Annotated in this window: 23 protein-coding genes; 8 read left to right on the top strand and 15 right to left on the bottom strand. The window is 59.5% G+C overall.

Annotated features, from left to right (window positions below; all coding sequences use genetic code 11):
• Positions 1 to 15 precede the first annotated feature (15 nt).
• Both A6U86_RS12570 and A6U86_RS12565 read right to left on the bottom strand, forming a co-directional pair.
• Positions 16 to 1206 carry an enolase C-terminal domain-like protein gene (locus A6U86_RS12570; protein WP_068391395.1) on the bottom strand — a complete coding sequence of 397 codons (1191 nt, stop codon included), beginning with the start codon at positions 1204 to 1206 and terminating at the stop codon, positions 16 to 18.
• Positions 1206 to 2516, bottom strand: coding sequence for an MFS transporter (locus A6U86_RS12565; protein ID WP_068391392.1), 1311 nt, complete (start codon positions 2514 to 2516; stop codon positions 1206 to 1208). The genes A6U86_RS12570 and A6U86_RS12565 overlap by 1 nt, the downstream gene beginning before the upstream one ends.
• Positions 2517 to 2680: 164 nt before the next feature.
• Here A6U86_RS12565 and A6U86_RS12560 point away from each other — a divergent pair, with 164 nt between their 5' ends.
• The 6 genes from A6U86_RS12560 to A6U86_RS12535 all read left to right on the top strand — a co-directional run bounded on the left by A6U86_RS12560 (position 2681) and on the right by A6U86_RS12535 (position 7950).
• Positions 2681 to 3733, top strand: a complete 1053-nt coding sequence (locus A6U86_RS12560) for a LacI family DNA-binding transcriptional regulator (protein WP_068391388.1) — start codon at positions 2681 to 2683, stop codon at positions 3731 to 3733.
• A 226-nt stretch (positions 3734 to 3959) separates the two neighbouring features.
• Positions 3960 to 4460, top strand: a complete 501-nt coding sequence (locus A6U86_RS12555) for a MarR family winged helix-turn-helix transcriptional regulator (RefSeq protein ID WP_068391385.1) — start codon at positions 3960 to 3962, stop codon at positions 4458 to 4460.
• A gap of 57 nt (positions 4461 to 4517) precedes the next feature.
• The gene (locus A6U86_RS12550) at positions 4518 to 5378 is read left to right on the top strand and encodes a class I SAM-dependent methyltransferase (protein ID WP_068391382.1); all 861 of its coding nucleotides are present in this window, start codon (positions 4518 to 4520) and stop codon (positions 5376 to 5378) included.
• 171 nt (positions 5379 to 5549) lie between these two features.
• A complete protein-coding gene (locus A6U86_RS12545; protein ID WP_068391379.1) occupies positions 5550 to 6113 on the top strand; it encodes a TetR/AcrR family transcriptional regulator in 564 nt (187 codons plus the stop codon).
• 3 nt (positions 6114 to 6116) lie between these two features.
• Positions 6117 to 7484 (top strand): hypothetical protein, encoded by a 1368-nt coding sequence (locus A6U86_RS12540; RefSeq protein ID WP_141683696.1) that lies wholly within the window; start codon positions 6117 to 6119, stop codon positions 7482 to 7484.
• A 160-nt stretch (positions 7485 to 7644) separates the two neighbouring features.
• The gene (locus A6U86_RS12535; RefSeq protein WP_068391515.1) at positions 7645 to 7950 is read left to right on the top strand and encodes a hypothetical protein; all 306 of its coding nucleotides are present in this window, start codon (positions 7645 to 7647) and stop codon (positions 7948 to 7950) included.
• A 109-nt stretch (positions 7951 to 8059) separates the two neighbouring features.
• On the opposite strand, the gene A6U86_RS12530 is transcribed toward A6U86_RS12535, so the two are convergent.
• Genes A6U86_RS12530 through A6U86_RS12515 form a run of 4 tightly spaced genes read right to left on the bottom strand, consistent with a single transcriptional unit; the run spans position 8060 to position 12901 of the window.
• Positions 8060 to 9286, bottom strand: a complete 1227-nt coding sequence (locus A6U86_RS12530; protein WP_068391373.1) for an NAD(P)/FAD-dependent oxidoreductase — start codon at positions 9284 to 9286, stop codon at positions 8060 to 8062.
• Between the two features lie 41 nt (positions 9287 to 9327).
• Complete coding sequence (locus A6U86_RS12525; protein WP_244509901.1) at positions 9328 to 10107, bottom strand: class II aldolase and adducin N-terminal domain-containing protein; 780 nt, start codon at positions 10105 to 10107, stop codon at positions 9328 to 9330.
• Entirely contained in the window at positions 10104 to 11768 is a 1665-nt protein-coding gene (locus A6U86_RS12520; RefSeq protein ID WP_068391370.1) for a choline dehydrogenase, read from the bottom strand. Before A6U86_RS12520 ends, A6U86_RS12525 begins: the two co-directional genes overlap by 4 nt.
• Complete coding sequence (locus A6U86_RS12515) at positions 11765 to 12901, bottom strand: aromatic ring-hydroxylating dioxygenase subunit alpha (RefSeq protein ID WP_068391367.1); 1137 nt, start codon at positions 12899 to 12901, stop codon at positions 11765 to 11767. Before A6U86_RS12515 ends, A6U86_RS12520 begins: the two co-directional genes overlap by 4 nt.
• A 240-nt stretch (positions 12902 to 13141) precedes the next feature.
• Here A6U86_RS12515 and A6U86_RS12510 point away from each other — a divergent pair, with 240 nt between their 5' ends.
• Positions 13142 to 14179 carry a GlxA family transcriptional regulator gene (locus tag A6U86_RS12510; RefSeq protein ID WP_068391357.1) on the top strand — a complete coding sequence of 346 codons (1038 nt, stop codon included), beginning with the start codon at positions 13142 to 13144 and terminating at the stop codon, positions 14177 to 14179.
• Positions 14180 to 14205: 26 nt separating this feature from the next.
• On the opposite strand, the gene A6U86_RS12505 is transcribed toward A6U86_RS12510, so the two are convergent.
• From A6U86_RS12505 to A6U86_RS12465, 9 genes are all read right to left on the bottom strand, one after another.
• Positions 14206 to 15000, bottom strand: a complete 795-nt coding sequence (locus tag A6U86_RS12505) for a transporter substrate-binding domain-containing protein (protein ID WP_068391355.1) — start codon at positions 14998 to 15000, stop codon at positions 14206 to 14208.
• Positions 15001 to 15059: 59 nt separating this feature from the next.
• The gene (locus A6U86_RS12500; RefSeq protein WP_068391352.1) at positions 15060 to 15788 is read right to left on the bottom strand and encodes an amino acid ABC transporter ATP-binding protein; all 729 of its coding nucleotides are present in this window, start codon (positions 15786 to 15788) and stop codon (positions 15060 to 15062) included.
• On the bottom strand, positions 15772 to 16425 hold the full coding sequence (locus tag A6U86_RS12495; protein WP_068391350.1) for an amino acid ABC transporter permease: 654 nt from the start codon (positions 16423 to 16425) through the stop codon (positions 15772 to 15774). Before A6U86_RS12495 ends, A6U86_RS12500 begins: the two co-directional genes overlap by 17 nt.
• 7 nt (positions 16426 to 16432) lie before the next feature.
• Entirely contained in the window at positions 16433 to 17116 is a 684-nt protein-coding gene (locus tag A6U86_RS12490) for an amino acid ABC transporter permease (RefSeq protein WP_068391347.1), read from the bottom strand.
• 43 nt (positions 17117 to 17159) lie between these two features.
• A complete protein-coding gene (gene kduD, locus A6U86_RS12485; RefSeq protein ID WP_068391345.1) occupies positions 17160 to 17915 on the bottom strand; it encodes a 2-dehydro-3-deoxy-D-gluconate 5-dehydrogenase KduD in 756 nt (251 codons plus the stop codon).
• Positions 17916 to 17920: 5 nt separating this feature from the next.
• A complete protein-coding gene (gene kduI / locus A6U86_RS12480; RefSeq protein ID WP_068391342.1) occupies positions 17921 to 18757 on the bottom strand; it encodes a 5-dehydro-4-deoxy-D-glucuronate isomerase in 837 nt (278 codons plus the stop codon).
• A 115-nt stretch (positions 18758 to 18872) separates the two neighbouring features.
• Positions 18873 to 20759, bottom strand: a complete 1887-nt coding sequence (locus A6U86_RS12475; RefSeq protein WP_244509900.1) for a TRAP transporter large permease subunit — start codon at positions 20757 to 20759, stop codon at positions 18873 to 18875.
• Positions 20756 to 21769 carry a TRAP transporter substrate-binding protein gene (locus tag A6U86_RS12470; protein WP_068391339.1) on the bottom strand — a complete coding sequence of 338 codons (1014 nt, stop codon included), beginning with the start codon at positions 21767 to 21769 and terminating at the stop codon, positions 20756 to 20758. The genes A6U86_RS12475 and A6U86_RS12470 overlap by 4 nt, the downstream gene beginning before the upstream one ends.
• 66 nt (positions 21770 to 21835) lie before the next feature.
• Positions 21836 to 22555, bottom strand: a complete 720-nt coding sequence (locus A6U86_RS12465; RefSeq protein ID WP_083196820.1) for a 2-keto-4-pentenoate hydratase — start codon at positions 22553 to 22555, stop codon at positions 21836 to 21838.
• Positions 22556 to 22728: 173 nt separating this feature from the next.
• On the opposite strand from A6U86_RS12465, the gene A6U86_RS12460 reads away from it, so the two are divergent.
• Positions 22729 to 23403 carry a GntR family transcriptional regulator gene (locus A6U86_RS12460; RefSeq protein ID WP_077467301.1) on the top strand — a complete coding sequence of 225 codons (675 nt, stop codon included), beginning with the start codon at positions 22729 to 22731 and terminating at the stop codon, positions 23401 to 23403.
• Positions 23404 to 23420 lie beyond the last annotated feature (17 nt).

The raw sequence follows: 23420 nt of genomic DNA, 5'->3' as shown, positions 1-23420 counted from the left end.
CTGGTTGCTTCCTAACTACGCAAAAACGACTTCTTCCATTTCGATCTTGCTCGTGTCGATTTCCATCGCCAAGCCCGGTCGATCCGGGACTTCAATCATGCCGTCAATGACATCGAGGGGATCAACGAGGAAATGCTGGTGCACGGCATTCCACTTGACCAGATACTCCTGATAGGGCGTGTGGATCGGCGATTGCACTGCCGAAAAATGCGCCGTGGCAAAACTTGAATGGCCGTGCGGAATGGTCACGAGATCGTGGACCGACGCGTAGGCCGCGATCTTCAGTGTTTCCGTCAATCCGCCGCACCAATAAATATCCGGCTGAATGACGTCGAGCGCTTCCGAGTCGATGAAGCGTTTGAACCCCCAGCGCGTATACTCGTGTTCGGCGCCGGACAGCGGGATCCGAATGCGCTCCCGGATCTTGCGGTAGCTGTCGATCCGATCCGGCATGACGCATTCTTCAAGCCAACGGGGCTTATATTGCTCGATACGATCGGCGAGATCGACGACATAGCCGACATCCATGGCCTGCCAGCAGTCGAACATCAGATCATAGTCCTCGCCGACCGCTTCGCGGAGCGTGCGCACCAGCTCGACGTTTTTCTTCAAGCCTTCGGCGCCGCTCATCGGCCCATGGCGGAAGAACCATTTTTGAGCGCGATAGCCCATTTCCTTGTATTCAATTGCACGCTCGCGGACGCGACCGGGGTCGAGAACCGCAAAGCCGAGCATCGAGGCATAGGCTGGAATCTTCGTCTGCGTCGGTCCGCCAAGCAGACGATAGACCGGCTGGCTCAGCCACTTGCCGCGCAAATCCCAAAGCGCGCAGTCGATAGCCGAAATCGCCAGCATCGTATCGCCCTGCCGGCCGTGCACCATGAAACGGTGCATCTGGTCCCAAAGGCGTTCACCGGCGATCGCATCCTGACCGACCAGCAATCGCCGCAGGCTTTTTGCAATGATGAATGCCACCCCTTCCGGAATAGGCCCAGCCAGACCGGTGACGCCTTCGTCCGTATGGACTTCGACGAAATAGGTGACGATCTTGAATCCGTCGGCGGTCTGCACACCACCCTCGAAGTCATTTCGCGTCCGGTATTCCGGATAGATATCGACGGGACGAACAAGGCGTTCCTCCCAAAGATCGGCCTGTGTCGGCAAGGTGCCGGCCAATTTTCTAAGACGGATTTCCGTTATCAGCATTATCGGACCTCGACTGCGGAGCTAGACCGGTTTCGCCCAAACAGGACGGTGATGATGGTAAGAACAACGATCGACATGGCTGCCATCAGCGCCAGCCAATAAAGGCCGCCGTTGAAATCGCCCGTCGAGTCGCGGATGGTTCCAATGACCCAAGGATTGACGACGCTCGACAAATTGCCAAGCGCATTGATGAGTGCAATGCCACCGGCAGCCGCGGCACCGCTAAGGATCGCTGTGGGCAAGCCCCAGAAAACCGGCATGGCGCCGAAGACACCGAAAGCGGCAACGCAGAGAAAAATGAGTTTCACCGTCGGATCACCGGCACTCCCGGCCCCGACCAGGCCGATAATGGAAATGGTCAACGCGCAATAATTCGCCATCCGGCGCTTGCCCGGCAAATCGGCAAGGCGGCCGAGCAACAGCATGCCCGCGAGGCCAAACAAATAGGGAATGGCCGCGACGAAACCGGTCTGCAACTGGCTGAGACCGAACCCCTTGAGGATCAAGGGCAGGAAGGTGCTGACCGCGCCATTGAGGTTGGTGAGGCCGTAGTACATCAGGCAGAAAAGCAAGACCCGCGGGCTGAGCAGGGCCTTCAGGAGCTGCTTGCCATGGCCGCTTGCACTCAGCGCCGACCGCTCCCGTTCCTCCTTGGTCAGCCGCTCCACCAGCCATGTCCGCTCGGCAGCATCGAGAAACTTTGCTTCCGAAGGGTTGCTCGGAAGAATGAACGGGATGCACACGGCCAACAACACGGCCGGAACCCCCTCAAGCAGGTACATCCATTGCCAGCCATGCAGTCCTAAAATTCCGTCCATCTGCAAAAGCAACGTCGATACCGGCGTGCCGATCACCAGGGCAATTGGAATCCCCGCCATGAACAGGCTGATGATGCGGCCGCGATAGGCCGAGGGATACCAAAGCGTCAGATAGAAGACGACGCCCGGAAAGAAACCGGCTTCGGCAGCGCCAAGCAAGGCGCGCAACACGTAAAGACTGCCCGCGCTCCAGACGAAGGCGTGGGCGCCGGAAAGCAATCCCCAGGTCAACATGATCCTGGCGATCCACCAGCGGGCGCCAAAGCGCTCCAGCGCCAGATTGGACGGAATTTCCAGCAAGACGTAGGGCACGAAGAATACGCCGGCGGCAAAGCCGAATGCGGTAGTCGACAGACCAAGATCCTGATTCATCGTCAGCGCCGCCACGCCGACATTCGCGCGGTCAAGAATTGCAATAAAATAAGCAAAAATCAAAATCGGCAGCAAACGCCGCGTCAGCTTGCCGATAACAACCTGTTCGGAAACAGCCATTCTCTCCTCCTAGAGATCCATTCGCTCCAACGCCGAAGGATGCCTTCACCTCTCCGAGCTTCCGGTTGATCCCTTCAAATGATTCCCGGAAACGTTTCCGGCATTGCCATGCCTCAAGGTCGCTGTCAAGTAAGGGACACTTTGCTATCGACGAATTGAGCCTCATGAAGAAACCAACCAACGTCGGCATTCGGGAACTTGCAGCACATCTTGGCATGGCCATCAGCACCGTCTCGCGGGCGATGAACGACCGCAGTGAGGTGAGCGCCAAGACCCGCAAAAAGATCCTCGATGCCGCCGAACAGTTGGGCTATCGGCCAAATCAGTCCGGGCGAAGCCTGCGCAGCGGATCGACGAAAGCCATTGCCCTGACGATGCGCACCGACATTGGTCGCTCGACTGCCGGCGAGACGTTTTTCATGGCACTCAGCGAGGGCCTGCAAAGCGCACTTGCCGATGCCGGGCTGGATCTGATCATTCTGCCCTGCGCCTCCGATCAGGACGAAAATCAGTTTCTCTATCGCGCCGTCGACAGGAAACTTGCCGACGGCTTCATCATTTCCAACGTTCAGCGCTTCGACCCACGCATCGACTATATGAAGAAATGGCATGTGCCCTTCGTCGCACTGGGAAGCAGCGAGACGCCGGGGGATTATGCGGCCCTGGATCTGGACTTTGCCGGTGTCGCCCTGAGGGCCATCAGGCGGCTGATTGATCATGGCCATCGGCGAATAGCGCTGGGGCTGACGGCGCAGGAAACCAACAACAACTATGTTTTCCTCGAAGGTTTCCGGCGCGGTCTTGACGAGGCAGGGATCGAGTTCGACGACGCCTTGGTCTTGCGCCTGCACGACCGGATTTCCGGCGGCTATGAATTGGGATCCGCCCTTCTGGCGATGGACCACCGTCCTACCGCGGTGGTGCTTATTCAGGAGACCATGGCGATGGGTCTCTATCAGCGGCTGGGCGAAGCGGGCCTGCAACCCGGCAGGGATCTCGCCGTCATCGGGTTTCGCGAAAATCCGGTCTGCCGCTACCTGACCCCGCCGTTGACAAGCTTCCGCATCGACTTGAAGCAATACGGTGTCCGACTGGCCGAGATGATGGTTTCCGTATTGGAAGGCATGGCAATTCCTGAAACGCAATCGACATTGGCGCGAGAAGTCTGGTCCATGGACCTTGTGCCCGGCCAAAGCGATGCCGGGCCGGTACGTTAGGCAGGAATGCCGACAATTTTTGGTGGCCTAGCAGAGCGCACAGGTACGCCGAACACGATCGACCATCGCCCTCCGATGATGTTCACCTGAGCCGACCCGGCTGACGCTAACATGTTATCGATGCGCAAGACGTCATCAGGCAAACGAAGGCGGTGGTTTACATAAAAATATCTTCCTGGTAAGATACTGGTATATTAAATTCCGAAAGCAACCCAGCGAGGCCTTGATGAGTGACGCCATACATGCCGTGCAATTGGCGTGGAGCCGAGAACGACCCGATGTTGATAATTGGCCCGTGGGGGTGATTGGCCGAGTGCAACGACTTTCCCATCTGCTCGAGGACGAACTTCAGAGCTTCTTCCGCCAGTATAATCTGGATACGAGCGAAGTGGACGTGCTGTTCACGCTGCGCCGGTCTGGCGCACCCTATGGGCTGACACCGACGCAGCTTGTCAAATCCTTGATGGTCACCTCTGGCGCCATCACCAAACGCATTAATCGGCTCGAAACGAGGAAATTAGTCGAACGCATTCCCGATGCGCTCGACCGTCGGATCGTGCAGGTTCGATTGACCGAACAAGGCCTTGCGACGGTCGAAGCACTGTTCGCACCTCATATCGCCAATGAGGGCCGACTGCTGCAGGGCTTGGATCGAGACAAGCTGGACCAGCTCGCCGACCTGCTCCAAGCGCTTTTGCAGACCTTTGGCGAAGCTTCGTACCGATGACGGCGGAATTGCCATTCGGCAAATCCCGTTCGCTGTCCGTATATCTTGGAGTGCCTGATGTCGTTTTCCAGAGATGCCCGACCTGACGAGACCGCCGCCCGCACCGCGCTTTGGCGCGCCTTGCATAGGGCAATCGATCCTCCACCACATGTGCTGGAGGATGAGCTGGGATTGAAGCTGCTGAACCCGGGACCGGACTGGCTCAAGCGCGGAGATATGGACCCCGGTTTTACGCGTCCGTTTCGAGCATCGATCGTGGCCCGGGCTCGGTTCATAGAGGACGTCGCAATCGACCAGGCAAAGCAAGGCGTGAGCCAATATGTCATTCTCGGCGCCGGTCTTGATAGCTTTGCCCAGCGCAACCCCGAAATCGGCGCTTTGCTTGATGTCTTCGAGATCGACCAGCCCGGAACACAGCAATGGAAACAAACCCGCCTGACCGAACTTGGGTTTCCCGTTCCCGACTGGCTACACTTTGTGCCTGTCGATTTCGAACAGGGACGGTCGTGGTGGGATAGTCTGATGACTGCAGGATTCGACCCGACAAAAGCCGCGCTTGTCGTATCCACAGGCGTGAGCATGTACCTTACCCACACGGCGAATGAGCTGACCCTCCGGCAGGCAGCCGGATTGCCGCCCGGCTCTACCTTCGCGATGACGTTTCTCGTCCCCACGGAGCTGGCCGATCCGGCCGTTCGGCCAGGCCTCGAAATGGCAGTCCGCGCCGCAACGGCAAGTGATACCCCCTTTCGATCCTTCTACACGCCCGAAGACGCTCTTGCCCTCGCATATGAGGCGGGCTTCCGGCACGCTCAGCATGTATCGGGCGACGAGCTTGCCAATCGCTATTTTGCGCACCGAAAAGATGGACTCCGGCCGCCGAACAATGCCGAGGAGATCTTGGTCACGCATACCTAGTGGTTCCGACGGAACCGGAGCGTTTCCAGTCGATTGGAGTTGCCTTCTCAAGGGACCGCAGAATTCGCAATTGCGTCCCCAACCCTTAGAAATCAAAAGCAATGTTCGTTTCCAACCAAACCACCAGTTTCAATTCTTGACGATGAATTGCATCATGTATACACCGTATACATGAGCACTCGCATCGTCATCCTGAATTGCGCACTCGATGAATTGCAGGCTGTCGGCCTGGACAAGCTCAGTTTGCGCGCCGTGGGAAAACGGGCGGGCATAACGCCCATGGCAGTCTACCGACATTTTCAGGATAGAGCGGACCTGCTGCATGCGCTTGGCGACCACGCTCTTTCCCAGTGGCAAGCACGCGTCGAGCAAATTCAGGATGTCGATTTCCGCGGCTGGATTGACGCCGTTACCCGCGCATTCATAGACCTCGCTCTCGATTCACCGGCGCTCTTCGATGCCGCTTTCGTGCTCAAGACACGCGCCGAGCGTGTATATCCTCAGGACTTCGTCGGGGGACGCTCTCCAGTGGTTGGAGCCTTTTCGGCTCGTCTGGCAGACGGTCAGCAGCGCGGCCTGGTACGCCCGGGCGATGCGCTCGAGATCGCAATATTCTCCTGGGGCCTGTTGCAAGGGCTGATCGGGATGCATCGTTCCGGCCGCTTCAATCTTTCTCGTGAAGACTTCACCGACATGTGCCTGCGGGCCGTCGCCAGACTCATCAACAAGGACTAGCCGATGAAAATGAGAGGCTTGATTGCTGCACTGATTTCCGGCGCTGTCCTTGCGGTGAGCCGCGATACAGGCCATCTGGGCTTTCTCGTTTTGCTAGGTCCAATTCCGCTTTTCGTCCATGTCCTGGGTGAAAAGCGAGCTCTGAATACGTTCGCGCTGTCTTATCTGGTCGGGCTGATGGCCGAGGCTGGCCCGCTTTACTTCTACGGCGGCGTCATCCCCATGATTTATTGGATTATAGCGCTACAGGCCCTGTTTTTCGCCCTGTCGGTCCTTTTCATGTGGGCCCTATATCCACGAAGCCCGACCGTTGCCGTTTTTGCCTATGCAGCCATGACGGGGGCAATTGAACTTTTGTACTCCTACATCTCGCCGAACGGTAGCTTCGGTGCGCTTGGCTATGCGTTGGTGGACGTTCTGCCTCTACTGCAGGTCGCATCGCTTGCGGGCGTGAGCAGCCTCAGCTTTCTCGCGGCTATCATACCCGCCGGCATTGCAACGCAGATCCGGCGGCCGACCGATTATTTTGCCGCTTCGGCATGGATTTTGCCGGTTCTTGCCGCTCTTCTGTTTGGGTTCTGGCGGCTGGCACAGCCGGACGGCGAAACCATTCGCATCGCGCTCCTGAGCAACGACCAATTCGCCGGCGTCGCTACCGATCGGCCGGATCGCAACGACGCGATTGTCGCGGATTTCCGCCAGAATATCGAACAGGTTGCGAGCAAAAGGCCGGCCTACATCGTCACGCCGGAAAAGATGTTCCTGCCGACGCCGGAATTTGCGCAGCTTTCCGTGAAATTGAACACGAAAATCGTCGCCGGAATAGACCGGCCGCTTGCCAATGGGCAACGTTCCAATACCGCGGAGTTGACCCGGCCCGCTCTGTCACCGCTGGCCTATGACAAGCACTACCTTATTCCAGGATTGGAAGGTGAATATATCCCCGGCGAGGAGTTGGTGAGCGTCGATCGCGTCGGCATCGCGATTTGCAAGGACATGGATTTTCCCCAGTTCCTTCGAACCTATGGCAGCCGGCATATTGGCCTATTGCTGGTGCCGGCCTGGGACTTCAATGCAGATGGAAAACTGCATGGCAAGATGGCGATCGTACGGGGCGTGGAAAACGGCTTCGCGATCGCGCGTGCGGCCAGCCATGGCTTGCTAACGCTAAGCGACAGCAAGGGCAGAATCATAGCCGAGACCGCCTCCACAAAAGGCCAGGGCAATCTTGTCGACGCAGTGCCGCTTGGGTCCGGGGATACTTTCTACGCGCGCAATGGCGATGCCTTCGGCTGGTCGCTTGTCATCCTGTGCGGCGGACTTCTGTTTGCCTTGCTGGTGGTCAGGATCGAGCCCAACAGGGACGCATGACGTAAGCGCTGCCATAGTGAAATAGCGAGCGCGGACATGCCGGCCGCCCGCTGAACGGCGAACCGTCCCACGAAAGAGGATGAGTTGTGCAAAGTTTGAGTTGACCGCTTTCAATGGCGAGGCAACACTTGCAACCTGTAGCAAGGCAGGAGGAAACATGATGGACGAACCAGACCGTTGGCGCCATATGGCAAGCGCACCGAAAGACGGCAGCAGGATCCTCGTCACGATCCGCTCGACCGAACAGGGGCCGGCCGCAGTTGATCTCGCCTACTGGTCGAATGGTGATCAGTTCGGCGCAGAAGGCTGGCGCGCCTCTGATTCCTCGCCCGGCCGCCTCTTCGAATACGCCGAGCCGGAATTGAAGTGTTGGATGCCGATGCCTTCGGCCAATCTCAACCGCACCGCAATGCCCTCACCGTGGGAAGGTGAAGACGCAGAGCAGCTCGACGGATCGGGGATATAGGAACTCGCTTCCCCACGCTGCCAAGATTCGATGCGTGGTAAAATCAAATCGACATATGCCTGCCCAATATCAGCCAACCGCCTTATCTGGGTTGTCCGTCATCGGACCTTCATGCCCTTAGCAACTGCTTCAGGTCGCTGCCCGGATCGGCCAGCACTCCTTTGTCGGGATTGATTCCCAGTTCCAGCATCTTCCGGCCGACTATATAGGCCGTCGCATCATTGATCGCGTCGACGGATACGAATGCGCCTGACTTGAAATACCAGACGGAATGCGTGCCCTTGCGACCGTCCGCGCGAAGAAGAGTCTGATCATAGCCAAGATTGAAGCCGGCGATCTGCAGCTTGACATCATATTGATCCGACCAGAACCATGGCTTTGGCCTATAGGCCCCATCGCCGCCAGCAATGACCAAGGCTATGGCCTCGGCCTGGTCGACGGCATTCTGGACCGATTCGAAGCGAATGCGTCCGTCCTGCCAGGGAAGCGACGCGCAGTCGCCGGCCGCGAATATAGATGGATCGGATGTCCGGCCGAACTCATCCACAACGATACCGTTTTTCACCTCCAGACCCGCAACATCGGCGAGCTGATCATTCGGAACAACACCAATACCAACGATGACGCAATCGACAGCCACCACCGTACCGTCGGAGAGCTTAGCGGCGCTGACCTGGTCGTCCCTACCGATCAGATGATCGAGGCCGGTCTTCTCCCTTATGACAACGTCATGCGCCTGATGAATACCGCGTATGATATCGGCAGTTTCCCTGGCCGCCGTCCGTTGCAAAATACGGTCGGCCATCTCGATCACGGTGACCTCCATTCCGCGATGACGGGCAACAGCAGCCGCTTCGAGCCCAATATAGCCGCCACCGATAATCAGCACGCGACGGCCGGGCAGCATCGCTTCGGCCAGATGGTCGGCGTCGCGCTTGTCGCGCATGACGTGGACGCCCTTCAGCGTCCCGCCGATCGCCGCCGGGAGCTGCCGGGGTGTCGATCCGGTTGCAAGCAGCAGAGTTCCGTAGTCGAGAACCGCCCCGTCATGCAGCAGAACCTGCTTTCGCTCGCGCCTGATCTCCTCTACCCAGGTCGAGAGGTGAAATTCGACCCTGTTGTCGGCATACCACTGCTCGGGACGGAACAGCAGCCGATCGAAGCTTATGTCGCCGAGAAGATATTTCTTCGACAGCGGCGGCCGCTGGTAGGGCAAGACGTCCTCAGCACCGATAATGGTGATCGGACGATCATCCTTCAAAGCCCGCAATTTTGCGGCAGCCGCAAAGGCCGCCTGGCCCGCGCCGACGATGACCAGTCTTCCGGTATTTGGCATCTAAGAGATCTTTCTCCACGAACGGGCAACAGGTCCCGCCTTCAGCTGCGATATTCCGGTTCCTCAGCATCAAGGATCGCCCGCACCTCGGACAGATGATCGATCGCGAATTGACCATAGTCAGCCCATTGCTGCTGTGTGACCGCCGCGACATTGTCGGATACGATCCGCAATGGGCGACCCGAAGCATAGGCGATCATCAGTGTCTCGCAGGCACGTTCGAAATAATACATTTCGTCCAGCGCCGCAGCGACTGTATCGGCGGCGACCAGCACGCCGTGATTACCCATCAAGAGCACGTTGCCGTCGCCGAGCGCAGCGGCCAGACGATCGCCTTCGTCGGTCGAAAGGCCCATGCCGCCGAAGCCCTCGTCGATGACGAGCCGGCCGAAGAAGCGCATGGTGTTCTGGTCGATCGGCGGCATGCGGCTGTCGGCGAGCGAGGCAAGCGCCGTCGCATAGCGCGGATGCAGGTGCATCACGCAGCGGGCATGAGGACAGCGGGCATGGATCCGGCCATGGATATGCCAGGCCGTCGGATCGGGCGCGTCCGGCCGGTCGAGCGTCGAGGCGTCCTCGGTATCGAGCAGGATGAGGTCGGAGGCCCGTATTCGTGAGAAATGCCGGCCGCGCGGGTTCATCAGGAAGTGCCGCCCGCTCGGCTCGACGGCGACACTGAAATGATTGGCGACGGCTTCGTGCATCCCCAACCGGGCGAACCAGCGGAAGGCTGCGGCAAGATCGCACCGCATCGTGTTCATGGTGTCTTCATCCGGCATCACGCCCGAGGCACGGGTCGAAAGGGTCTCTATGGCGTTCATGCGTTGGTCCTCCGTGTGAGATTTTCATTTGCATTTGGAGTGGAACGTAATGGCGTGCGGCCACGAATGATGTCCGCGGCCTTTTCGGCGATCATGATGGTCGGAGCATTGGTGTTGGCGCTGACGATCGCCGGCATGATCGAGGCATCCACGACGCGCAGGCCTTCGAGCCCGCGGACGCGGCATTCCGGATCGACAACGGCGCCGGGATCATCCGCTGCCCCCATCCTGCAGGTGCCGACAGGGTGATAGCAGGTCTCCAGTGTTTGCCGGATCCAGCGATCAATCTCCTCGTCCGTCCGTACAGTCGGGCCCGGAAAAAGCTCCGCACCGGCAAAAGGAGCAAGCGCGGGCTGAGAAAGCACGTCGCGCAGCAGATGAACGCCGGTGCGAAGATCCGCGAGATCCTGCGGATCGTCCAGATAATTGAACAGAATCTCTGGCGCCTGAAACGGGTCGCTGCTCGTCGCGCGCACATGCCCACGGCTGCGTGGCCGCATCAGATCGATATGGACCTGGAACGCATGTTTGGCGAGCACGTCTGTTCCGCCGGGAACGACCGCCAGCGGCATGAAGGTGAACTGAATATCCGGCTGGTCCAGCTCGCGTCGGCTGGTTACGAACCCGCCTGCCTCGAAATGGTTGGTTGCCGCAGGGCCGGAGCCTCTGAGCATCCATTCGACCCCCGCCAGCCAGCTGCGCGGCGCGCGCGTGACGGGGTAGAGCGAGACCGGCTGCTTGCAGGCATGCTGGATGACAAGATCGGGATGATCATTCAGGTTCTCGCCAACACCGGGCAGGGCGTGGCGCACCTTGATGCCAGCGCTTTCCAGATGCTTGGGCGAGCCGATGCCCGATAGTTGCAGGACATGCGGCGAGCCGATGGCGCCACCACAGAGGATCACTTCGCCCGCCGCAGCAAAATGTTCGCGGCCCGCTTTTGAATAACGCAGCCCAGTCGCGCGCTGTCCTTCGATCTCGACGCGCAACACATGCGCGCCCGTAATCACGGTCAGGTTAGGTCGATTGCGTGCGGGGTTTAGATAGGCATGCGCGGCACTCCAGCGGCGGCCGCGCCAGGTGCTGCGTTCGACAGCACCGAAGCCTTCCTGCTGCCGGCCGTTGAAGTCGCTGGTCTCCGGATAGCCCGCCTCAACGCCGGCCGCGATGAAGGCCTTGGCGAGCGGCGATCCATCGACATCGCCGCGCGTGATCCTGATCGGGCCACTCTTGCCGCGAACCAGATCATCCGCGTTAGGGGCAGTCTCCGCCCGACAGAAATAGGGAAGCACGTCCTCATAGCTCCAGCACCGCGCGCCAAGCTGCGCCCAGCCATCGAAGTCGCGCGGATGACCGCGCAACCAGACCATGCCGTTGATCGAGGATGAACCGCCCAGAACCTTGCCACGGGGATGTCCGAGCCGCCGATTTTCCAGATGCGGCTCGGGTGCGGAGGTGAATGCCCAGCTATACCGCTCTCCCCAGACCACGCGCGACATGCCCGCAGGCATTCTGAGCCATATTGATCGGTCCTCTGGCCCGGCCTCAAGGAGGAGAACCCGGCATGCCGGGTCCTCCGTCAGGCGTGCCGCCAGCACGCAACCGGCCGAACCGGCACCGGCGATGACATAGTCCCACGACATGTCGGCGCGTCCGCTCATTCCCGGATCGCCTTGTAGCAAAGCGTATGGAAATGATGCACCAGGTTCTCGCTCTGATTGGGGCGCGCGGGATCGATCAGATATTTGCCCGAACCGAAGCCGAGGGAATGCAGCCCCTTCTGGTTGGTGATGTTGAGTTCGATATCTTCGGGGCCGAGCTGCGTATTCATCCACTCGATCGCCGCTTCAGTCACCGGCGGCATTGGACGACCTTTCGGCTTGTAATAGCCAAAGCGAAGCAGGGATTTTTCGGGCCCAAGCGGGATCATGATGAAGGTGCCGACCATATCCGTGTAGGGGAAGCTATAGAAGGTCGTGTTGGGAAAGATCCCTATGTTGAAGAACCAGTCGGTCTGCCAGGTCGAGCCCTCGAGCGGCACGCCATAGGCTTCCTTGGCGCCCTTGTTGGGAGGGCCGATATAGGTCCACCACTGCCCATAGGGCGTCAGCGCATAGCCTTCGAAATTGATCAACGCCGCCAGATCCTTATGAACCGGCCCTGAAAGGTCGAAGTGATAGCCCTCGATCGAGTTTTCCTGAATGACCTTCCAGTTCGCATCGACAATGACGTCCGATTCCGAGGCCAGTTCGAGATTGTCGAGATCGGGAAGAAACCGACGCATCTCGGCCTCCGCTCCGCTGGCAATCTCGGCGACGGCGGGAGCGTTTTCGTCAAGCGTGATGAAGACGAAGTTCGCGAAGATTTCAAACCGGACATGCCTGAGACCCCAGTCCTTCTTGTTGAAGTCTTCGAGGTTTTCAGTTCGCGGGGCACCACGCAGGCTGCCGTCCTGATTGTAGCACCATGAATGATACATGCAGCGGATGACGCCCGGCCTGTTGCCGCGTCGCTCATCGATCAGCCGGTTGCCGCGATGCCGACAGACATTGTGAAACGCACTGATTTCACCGCCCCTGCCGGCCATGACAACAACGCTCTGCTCGAAGATGTCCTGCACGACGAAATCGCCGGGATTGGCGAATTCGTTGATGTGGCCAACGACGTGCCAACAGTTCATGAAGATCTTCGCCTTCTCTTCGTCAAACACGCCCTGATCGAAGAAGAACGAAGCCGGCATCGACGTGCCCGTCCGCGGATCGCTATAGTCCCAGGTCATTTGCGCTATGGTCATGCCTATCCTCCTGTTCAACGATGCGGCCCGGGAAGGACCCGCCACAGAAGGATGCTATGACTCAAAAGTTCTCCGCGATTGACATTATCCGCCATATTCCGAAAGGCGGCATCATTCGGCCTTGCGAGAAATCGATAGCAATTTTAGTATGTTATAGGCCAACACACTCAACCGGCCGTCACATCTGAAGCAACCAGACGATTTTGGACATTATGCGTCCGAAAAAATCAAAGGCTCTCCATGTCGTCACTCGAAAATCCGAGAGGTCATCGCTTCGGCCTCGTACTTGTTCCGGGGTTTTCCTATCTCGCACTGGCGATGGCGATAGAGCCGTTGTTCATCGCCAACTGGCTTGCCCGCCGCAGGGTCTTCAGCTGGAACACACTGTCCACCGACGGCTTCGCGGTCGCGGCCAGCAACGGGATCCAGAGTGCCGTCGACTATCCCCTCGGCACCACCGAGCGTTTCGATGTTGTGCTGGTACTGGCAAGCTTCGACGCACGCGAAGCGGCATCGGACAATCGGCTGCTGAAATGGCTGCGTTGGGCCGAGCGGGCGGGCGCCGAGGTCGGCGCAATCGAGACAGGAAGCGAAATACTAGCCGCCGCCGGCCTGATGGAGGACCATCGGGCACCCGTACACTGGTACAATATCGAAGGTATGCGGGAACGCTACCCTGACGTCAATGTGACCGATACGCTCTACAGCCTTTCCGCGCGCCGGCCCATTTCGGCGGGCGCGAGCGCGACCCTCGACATGATGACAGCCCTCATTGCGCGCACCGCCGGTCAGGAGCTTGCAAACGAGGTCGCCCAGCACCTGTTGCTGCAGAGGCGAGAGGGCCACGACCGTCAACAGACATCAGACAACCGCGACCAAGGCACCGTGGCGCGTGATCCCGTGACCCGAGCACGCCACATCATGGCTGCGACCATTGACGAGCCCCTGCCCTGTCCGAAAATTGCTGCAATGGTCGGCGTTTCGGAAAGGCATCTGCAGCGCCTGTTCCAACAACGGCTCGGCTCTAGCATGACACAGGCCTATCACATGCTGCGCATGGAGCGGGCGCACCAGCTGGTTCAGCAAACGGAACTGACCATTACGCAGACCGCGGTTGCCTGCGGCTTCTCCTCGCTCGAGGTCTTCTCGCGCACCTACCGCAAGGCCTTCAGTGTCTCCCCGAGCAAGGATAGACACCAGTCCGTCGACAGCAGCGTGTTTCGCCGAGGAAGCATGCGGCACCCAAAACTGCCTCGAGGCGGAAACCAGCCGGAATAACCTCCGGCAGGCCTTGTATCTCCTGCTCAGCGGGATGTCAGATCATCGGGCAGTTCGGCATTGTGGTATTTGCGATAGATATCGCGCAGCACCTTATTGTCGAAGTTTGTCTTTACCCATTGGTCCAGCCATCCCTTCAAGGCAGTTTCGCCCTTCGGAATGCCGATACCCAGCACGGTCTCCTTCTGGGTGAACTTCACCTGCAGCGGATGATCGCCAAGCTTCTTGTTGATGCCGTTGATGACAGCTGATTGGCTTGAGAGAATGTCGACCTGGCCCGAGACGACGGAGGTGATGAGTGTCGCGTCATCTTCAAAGCGGACGATATTGGCACCCTTGGCATTTGCCGAGATGTCCTGATCATTCGTCGTCGCCCGGGTCACGCCGACGCGCTTGCCGACGAGGTCCGAATAGCCCTTGATTTCGATGCTCGGAGGCGCCGCAACGACGAGCGCCAGCGTGGCGTAGGGAACCGAGTAGTCGATCGCCTTCTTCCGCTCATCGGTGATGCCGAGCGCGGAAACGACCATGTCGGCCTTGCCGGTCTGCACGGATGGGACGCGTGCCGCATTGGTGATCTCCACCAATTCCAGCTGAACGCCGAGGTCCTTGGCGATCAACTGCGCGGTCTCGACGTCCGATCCCGTCGGCTTCAGATTTTCATCGACAAATGAATATTCCGGAGTGCCCATCGCAACCGCGATGCGGACTTTCCCGGCCTTCTTGATGTTGTCAAGCACATCCGCGTGAGCAACGCTCGCAAGCGCAAGCAGACCGGCACTGGCAATCAACGCAAGCTTCGAAATCATTCTTCTCTGCATATGAAACTCCTCTCTCGTTGTTCGATCCTGCGCCTGGGCACAGGTACTCCTCCCGGAATTCAAAGCTCGGCGGCCATGAATTCCCTCAATTCGGGCGTCTGGGGATTGGAGAGGATATCCGCCTCTCCGGTTTCCCAGACCTTGCCGGTATGCATGTAGATCACGCGGTTGGCGGCGCGTTTGGCAAAGCCCATCTCATGCGTCACGACGATCATGGTCATGCCGCCACGGGCAAGATCCTCCATCACCCGCAAGACCTCGCCGGTGAGCTTGGGGTCGAGTGCGGACGTCACTTCGTCGAACAGCATGACTTTCGGCTGCATGGCAAGCGACCGGGCAATGGCCACGCGCTGCTGCTGACCGCCCGAAAGCTGCTCGGGGTAGCTTTCGATCTTTTCCGATAGCCCGACCTTGGCCAGCACCTGTACCGCGATCTCGCGCGCCTGATCCTTGCGCATGCCTTTGACGCGGCGCAAAGCCAGCATGATGTTTTCGGCGACGGTCATGTGCGGAAACAGATTGTAGCTCTGGAACACCATGCCGATATCCCGGCGCAGGGCGCGAAGATCGAGTTTCGGGTCTTCTACGCGATGGCCACAGACATCGATCGAGCCGCCCTGGATCGTCTCCAGGCGATTGATGCAGCGCAGTGCGGTGCTCTTGCCGGAACCCGACTGGCCGATCAGCGCGACGACCTCGCCGGCATTGATCTCGAAGGAGACCCCTTTCAGCACCTCCAGCTCGCCGAAGCGCTTGACGACATTGGTGAGCTTAACGGCGACCGACATTGAGTTTCCTCTCAAGCGAACGACTCCAGACCGACAGCGGATAGCAGACGCAGAAGTAAAAGAAGGCTGCGACGCCAAAGACCAGGAAGGGCTGGAACAGTGAGTTGTTGATGACCTGGGCAGCGCGCGTCAGCTCCAGAAAGCCGACGACCGAAGCAAGCGATGTGTTCTTGACGAGCTGCACGAGGAAGCCGACCGTCGGCGGCGTTGCGATTTTCAAAGCCTGCGGCAGGATGACATCACGCAGGGCCTGCCAGCGCGTGAGCCCAAGGCATTCGGCGGCCTCGAATTGCGTCTTTGCGATCGACTGCACGGAGCCGCGCCAGATTTCGCCGAGATAGGAGCTCGAATAGACCATCATGCCGAGGCAGGCGGCGACAAGCGGCGGCACCGAGATGCCGAAGACACCAAGGCCGAAATAGAGAAGGAACATCTGGATGAGCAGCGGCATGCCCTGCACGATCTGGATGTAGACAAGAGCCACCCGCCGCAGCCAGCGAAAGCGCGAGATACGCGCGAGCATGACGAAAAAGCCGGCGATGCCGCCGAACAGAAAGGCGAGTGCTGACAGCACCACGGTCCACGCGAGACCTTCGAGCAGATAGACGAGATGATTGGTCGAAAACGCACCGAGCATCAGTACCTCACAAACCGAGTTCGAGTTTGCGGCGGCGCGGGAAGGCGATCAGCCCGAGCCCGAAGAAGGCGGCGCGCATCAGATAGGTGATGGCGATATAGAGCACCGCAACGACCACATAGGTTTCGAGCGAGCGGAACGTGTTGGACTGGATGTTGTTGGCGACGCCCGTCAGCTCCTCCGCCGATATCTGCGAGCAGATCGAGGTCGAGAGCATCATCAGGATGAATTGGCTGGAAAGGGCCGGATAGACCCGCTCGATCGCCGGAAGCAGGATGATGTCGCGATAGATCTGGAATTTCGAAAGGCCAAGCGACTCGGCCGCCTCGATCTGGCTCGGGTGAATGGAATCGATGCCGGCCCGAACGATTTCAGCCGTATAGGCGCCGACATTGATGACCATCGCAAAGACAGAAGCGGCGACGATTGGCAGGCGAACGCCGATGGAAGAGAGGCCGAAGAAGATGAAGAAGATCTGCACGATGAAGGGGGTATTGCGCACCGCTTCGATGTAAGCGCCGGACAGACCTCGCAGGATTGCCACATCGGATCGGCGGGCGATAGCACAGGCAATACCGATCGCAAGGCCGATAATCACCGAGAACAAAGTGATCTCAACAGTCGTCAGCGCGCCCGCCAGGAAATCCTGCCAATAGGGCAAGAGTGCCCCAAAATCGAATTGATACTGCATCTCTCCTCCAAATGTTGCGCCAGACGACCCGATCCCACCGTCCTCAGCGCGCCAGCCATCCCCCGTCGACCGGAATGACCGTACCATGAACGTAATCGGAAGCAGGTGCGGCAAGAAATACTGCCGTTGCGCCAATATCCTCCGGTTTTCCCCAGCGACCTGCCGGGATGCGGGCAAGGATCGCGGCGCTGCGGTCGGGATCCTCGCGCAGAGCCGTGGTGTTGTTCGTCACGAAATAACCGGGTGCAATCGCGTTCACATTGACGCCCTTGCCAGCCCATTCGCAGGCAAGCAGCCGTGTAATACCCGCAAGCCCGCTCTTCGAGGCCGTATAGGAGGGGATGCGTATCCCTCCTTGGAACGAAAGCAGCGAGGCGATGTTGATGATCTTGCCCCGGCCCTTTTCGAGCATGTGACGACCCGCGGCCTGCGATAGAAAAAATGCCGTCTTCAGATTGGTATCGATGACCGCATCCCAATCCTCCTCGGTGAAGTCGATCGAGTCGGCACGGCGGATGATCCCGGCATTGTTGACCAGGATATCGAGGGCTCCGAACCTTGAAACAGTCTCGGAGACGATCCGCTTGACGGGCTCGATTGTGGACAGATCGGCATTGATAGCGTGAAAGCGGGAACCGGCCTGCCGAACCAGTGCCTCGGTCTCCTCCATCGACGAGCGGCCGACGGCGACGATCGATGCGCCTGCGCCGGCAAGCGCCACAGCGATGCCCTGGCCGATACCCGTATTGGCGCCGGTGACGACGGCGGTGCGTCCGGCAAGATCGAAAAGATTGGCCATGCCTGCTACCTCAAATCGGCGATTGCGATGTGGTCCATATCGGTGAAGCTCTTGTTGTCACCAGCCATGGCCCAGATGAAACTGTAATTCTTCGTGCCGGCCCCCGAATGGATCGACCATGGAGGTGAGATAATCGCCTGTTCGTTGGCGACAAGCATGTGGCGCGTTTCCTGCGGCTCGCCCATGAAATGAAAGACGCGCTGATCCGCCTCGAGATCGAAATAGAGATAGGCCTCCATGCGTCGGTCATGCGTATGCGCCGGCATGGTGTTCCAGACGCTGCCCGGCTCGATCATGGTGAAGCCCATGGTCAGCTGGCAGGACTGGCAGACATCGGGATGGATGAACTGGTAGATCGAGCGCTTGTTGGCGGTCGCTGCCTCGCCCGGCGTCAGGTGCCGGGCCTGCTCGCGCTTCAGAAGCACGGTCGGATGCACCGCATGCGCCGGCGTCGAGACAAGATAGAACTTCGCTGGGGTGCCGGCGTCCCTGCTTTCGAAACGAACATCCCTGGCACCCTTGCCGATGTAGAGGCAATCATATTTTCCGAGATCGTAGGACTTGCCATCGACGGTAATGCGGCCGGCGCCACCGATGTTGAGTGCACCAAGCTCACGCTCGGTCAGGAAGGTTTCCTGTCCGATCGCCTCGGGCGCCGTCAGCGTCAATGCCGATCCGGCCGGCTCCGCGCCGCCGATGACCATGCGGTCGTAGTGAGAATAGGTGAGCCGGATCTCGCCGCTTTCGAAGACGGTCTCGACCAGAAAATGGCGCCGAAGCGTTTCCGTGTCATAGCCACGAACGGCTTCCGGATGGGACGCGTGTCTCACGTCTGTTTTCATGGAATTATTTCCTTTTCTCGATGGTGTCCGGCCGTCGTGACCAGCGTTGAAGGCAAGCGGGACAGGTCCCGATCGAGCAGGCTTGCGACTTTCATAGTCGCCGCAAGCCTGTTCGCTATTTGATGTATCCGAGGCTGCGCGGCAGGGAATTCGTGATATCGGGCACGAACGCGATGATCAGCAGGCAGACGAAGAGGATCGCGAGGTACTTGGCGATCGGCTTGACGGTCGCTTCCAGCGGCACGTTGCCGACGGCGCAGCTTGTATAGAGCCCGAGGCCAAGCGGCGGCGCGAAAAGGCCGAGGCCCATCGCGACGATCAGCACGATGCCGTAATGCAGCGGTTCGATCCCGAAACTATGGGCAACCGGCAGCAGCAATGGTCCAAAGATGATCAAAGCCGGCGCGCCTTCCAATGCTGCCCCCATGACGATCAGGATCAGGATCGAGACAATCAAGAAGGCCCATGCGCCAGCCCCATGCGTCAAGCTGATCATCATTTCGGCCAGCATATGCGGGACCTGCGCGATGGTGATCGAGAAGGCGACCGTCTGCGAAGCGGCGACCACGAAAAGGATCATGCCGGCGAGTGTCGCCGATCGTTTGAAGAGCGCCAGCGTGCTCGCCCATGTCAGTTCACGGAAAGCCAGCGCGCCGACGATCAGAGCGTAGGCGACGGCAAAGGCGCCAATCTCGGTGGCCGTTGCAAAGCCCGAGCGATAGCCGCCGAAGATGATGACGATCACACCGAGGCTGATGCCGCCGCTTCCAAGAAGGCTGGCAAGGCTCCGGTCCGATTTCTCGACAATCGCGGGTGCGTCCTTGCGCGAAAAGATGACGACGCCGGCAATCAGCGCCGTGGCCATCAGGATTGCGGGGTAGATGCCGGCGGCGAAAAGCCCGCCGATCGAAATATTGGCGACATAGCCGAGAATGATGAGATTGATGCAGGGCGGGATCGTTTCGGCCATGACGGCGCTTGCCGCCAGAAGAGCGACACCATCGGAAGGGTTGTTGCCGGAACGACGCATCGCGGGCACCATGACCGTGCCGACGGCCGTGACATCGGCGAGCTTCGAGCCAGAAATGCCGGAAAAGAGCACCATGCTCAACACGGTGACGATGCCGAGGCCTCCCCGCCGTTTTCCAACACCGCGCCGCAGGAGCTCGATCAGGCGAACGGACATGCCATTCACTTCCATGGCCAGACCCGTCAGCACGAAGAAGGGGACGGCGAGAAGCACGACATTATCGATCCCGCTATAGGCTTGCTGGGCGAACACAGCATAGGGGATGAACCCGTCGCCGGTGATATAGAGCAGCGCGCCGACGCAGAGAGCAAATGCGATTGGAATCCCGGAAGCGAGGCAAATGGCAAAGCCGAAAAGGAGCAATGTAAGAGCGCCCGGCGCGTAGTCCGGCAGGAAGAACATCCATGCCGCAACGACGGCTCCAATGGCCAGCAGGCCACCCAGCGCGACGAGAATTGCGTGCGCGGGATAGGCGAAGAGCCTGGCTGCTGTGAAGATCGCCATGCACAGACCGCCGGCGATCAACGGATAGATGAACAGGTTCTGCGGCAGGCCCGTCGAGGTCACCTGCGTCCAGGCCGTCTCGCAATATTGAACGGCGAAGACAACGAATGCGATGGAGACGACGAACTCGACCCAGAGGCCGGCGGCCTCCACGACGATCCGGTTCCTTTCTTTCAGATTGTCCCGGAGAATGCGGATACCGACGTGATGTCCCTTGGCGACAGCAGCGGCGCCACCAAAGAAGGCGACGCCGATCAGGAGCATGCGCGCGACCTCATCCGCCCATAGGATGGTATCGTTGAATGCATAGCGCCATAACACCGAGACGATGACGACCAAAAGGTCCGCCGCCAGAAATGTGGCCGCGAGCACTTCGACGAGTGTCTGAAGAGCGCCGACGAACGGCGCTCCCCTGACGGCGGGAGCCTGCGCGCCCGGGACGACGGCATCGACCAGCATCGCGCTCATGCCTTGACGATCGCGTCGAGCACCGGCTTGGTTGCCGGATACTTCGTTGCAAAATCGTTCCAGAGCGGCTGCACCAGCGTTTTGAACGCCGCGCGATCCACCTCGTGGGTCTCGATGCCATTCTTCTTCAACGTCGCAAAAGCGGCCGTCTCGATGTCGTTCGCCTTGCCGCGCTGGAATGCCGTTGCTTCCGCGGCGGCCTCCTTGAAGGCGGGAAGCGTTTCGGCCGGAATTTTCGAAAGCGCCCGCTTGCCGATGACGATGGTTTGCGGATTGCAGATATGCTGGGTCAACGAAATGTGCTTGGCGACCTCGTAGCATTTCAGCGCCAGAATGGTCGGGGCATCGTGCTCCATGCCATCGATCACGCCCGTCTGCAGCGCCGTATAGACTTCGCCCAGCGACATCGGCGTTGGAGCTGCCCCCATCGCCTGCAGGGTCGCAACGAAGTTCGCCACGGGCAAAACGCGGATCTTCTGGCCCTTCAGCAGTTCCGGCGTATTGGCCGGCTTGCGGGCGGCGATATTGCGACCGCCGAAGCTATAGGCCCAGCTCAGCACCTCGACGCCGATCTTGTCGGCGAAGATGCCGTTGAGTACGGTGCCGGCATTGCCATCAAGGACCGGGCCAGCGGCACTCATATTGTCGAAGAGGTAACCGAGATCCAGCACGCCGACTTCCGGCGCGAGAGTACCCCAGATGGAAGAGCCTGATATCATCATGTCGACGATGCCGAGCTTCACCTGGCCGACGATATCCGCTTCCTTGCCAAGCTGATTGTCGGGAAAATACTGGATCTGGATGGCATCGCCGACTTTGGCCTTCAAGGCGCTCTGGAACTTATCGTACCAAAGCCAGTGCGCCGAATTGGGATCGGACGGCAGCGACGATGAAAGCCGCAATGCGACCGGCGCCGCAAAGGAAGGCGCCGCGCGCCCGATAATGGCAAAAGCACCCAAGCCTGCCAGCGATGCGCCGAAAGCTCGGCGTGACATTGTGATATTCCTCATGGTTCTCCTCCTTGCAAGACGCGACGTGCGTCCCTCCTCCATTGCTTGAAGTTGAATGCGCATCCGTTAGTCGGATGCTGATCTCCCCGCGATCCTGACCGCCAGCGGCGGGCAACCGTCGCAAACGGCTTCTCCGAGCTGGCCGATTTCGATCGCGTGAACCCCCGTCGTGGCGCCCGCTATGACGACGTCGCCCTTTTTTAGACCGCGGTTGCGCGTGGCCAGGTGGTTGACGAGAAACAGGAAGGCATCGAGCGGACCTCCGTTTGCGCCAACCGCAACACCCTCGCCGATCGTTCTCCCATCGATGCGCATCGCGGTTTTCAATTGGTCGATGGCCCCGCTGTCCCAACCTTTGATTTCCGTGCCCACGGCAATTCCGGAATTGTTGCCGAAATCGGAAACGATGGCCCAGGGGCCAATATCGTTGATGGTCGGGAGGGGCGAGCCGGCAATCTCCATTGCCAGATGTATACCGCCGATAAAGGGCAGCAATTCCGGCTTGGTCCACGGCGTCGAGCGCGGCGCGATATCGCCTCCAAGGACGATGCCAATCTCCGTTTCCACGGCGATGAAACCGCCTGCTATTACCGATATTTCCCCGATTTCACCCGGCTGGACCCGGATCACCGATCGGGAAAATGCAGGTCCCGACATGCGGTCGGATTTCAGCTCGGTTCGCAGGTCTGGATGAATTGCCGCAACCTTCCAGCCTGCAATTTCATCCGGCCAGAGCGCAATCGACCGTTCCTGTATCGCATATGCTTCGGGCAGTCCGGCTGGCAAATCCCCTGGGAATCCCGGGAGGGGCCTCGCTTTCCGTCGCGCCATGTGAAAGGCTTCGGCAATGGACGCAGTTGAAGACATGGACAGAATGCTCCCGAACTGGTACTAGTATGTTGTTGTATGGTAGTATTAACTCGTATTCCACTGAATGCAAGTAGCTCGGAGGACGGATTGTGAATATTGAACGCGGGCAAGGTGGTTCTGCGGCTCATCGCTTGGGCCAGGAGCTCTTGAAAGCCATCATCGCGTTGGAGCTTCCGCCGGGCATGAGGCTTTCGGAGCAGGAGATCGCCGAGCGCTACGGCGTTTCCCGTCAGCCGGTGCGCGAAGCCCTGATCGCACTGAGCCGCCAGCGCTTTGTCGAGGTGGTTCCGCAGCGCGGCACGATTGTCGTGAAGATTTCGGTTCGCGAGCTGATGGAAGCCCGTTTCCTGCGCGAGGCCATTGAAAGCGCAGTGATCCGTCGGGCTTGCGAAAGCTTTTCGCCCACGAGCCGGGGGCGTATCGACGATTCCCTCGATGCTCAACGCCGTGCCGCCGCCAAGGGCGATCACTCAGCATTCCGGCGCTTCGATGAGCTCTTCCATGTGACACTCGCCGAGGGTGCCGACTGCCCCATGGCCTGGACTATCGTCGGCGATCTGAAGGCGCATATGGATCGCGCCTGCCAGCTGACACTTCAGGGGCCTTCGGTCATGCAGGCGCTGGTGGCTCAACACGAACAGATCATTGCGGCGGTCGACGCGCGCGATCCGGAAGCCGCGGAAGCCGCAATGCGCAATCACCTGACCGAAATCCTGCGCGCGCTGCCCGAAGCCGAGCAGCGGCACCCCGAGCTGTTTGCTTGAGGTAAAGCCCGAGGGTT

The organism is Rhizobium sp. AC27/96 (assembly GCF_001692325.1).
Classification (GTDB): domain Bacteria; phylum Pseudomonadota; class Alphaproteobacteria; order Rhizobiales; family Rhizobiaceae; genus Rhizobium.
This window is presented reverse-complemented; position numbering and strand designations above follow the sequence as displayed.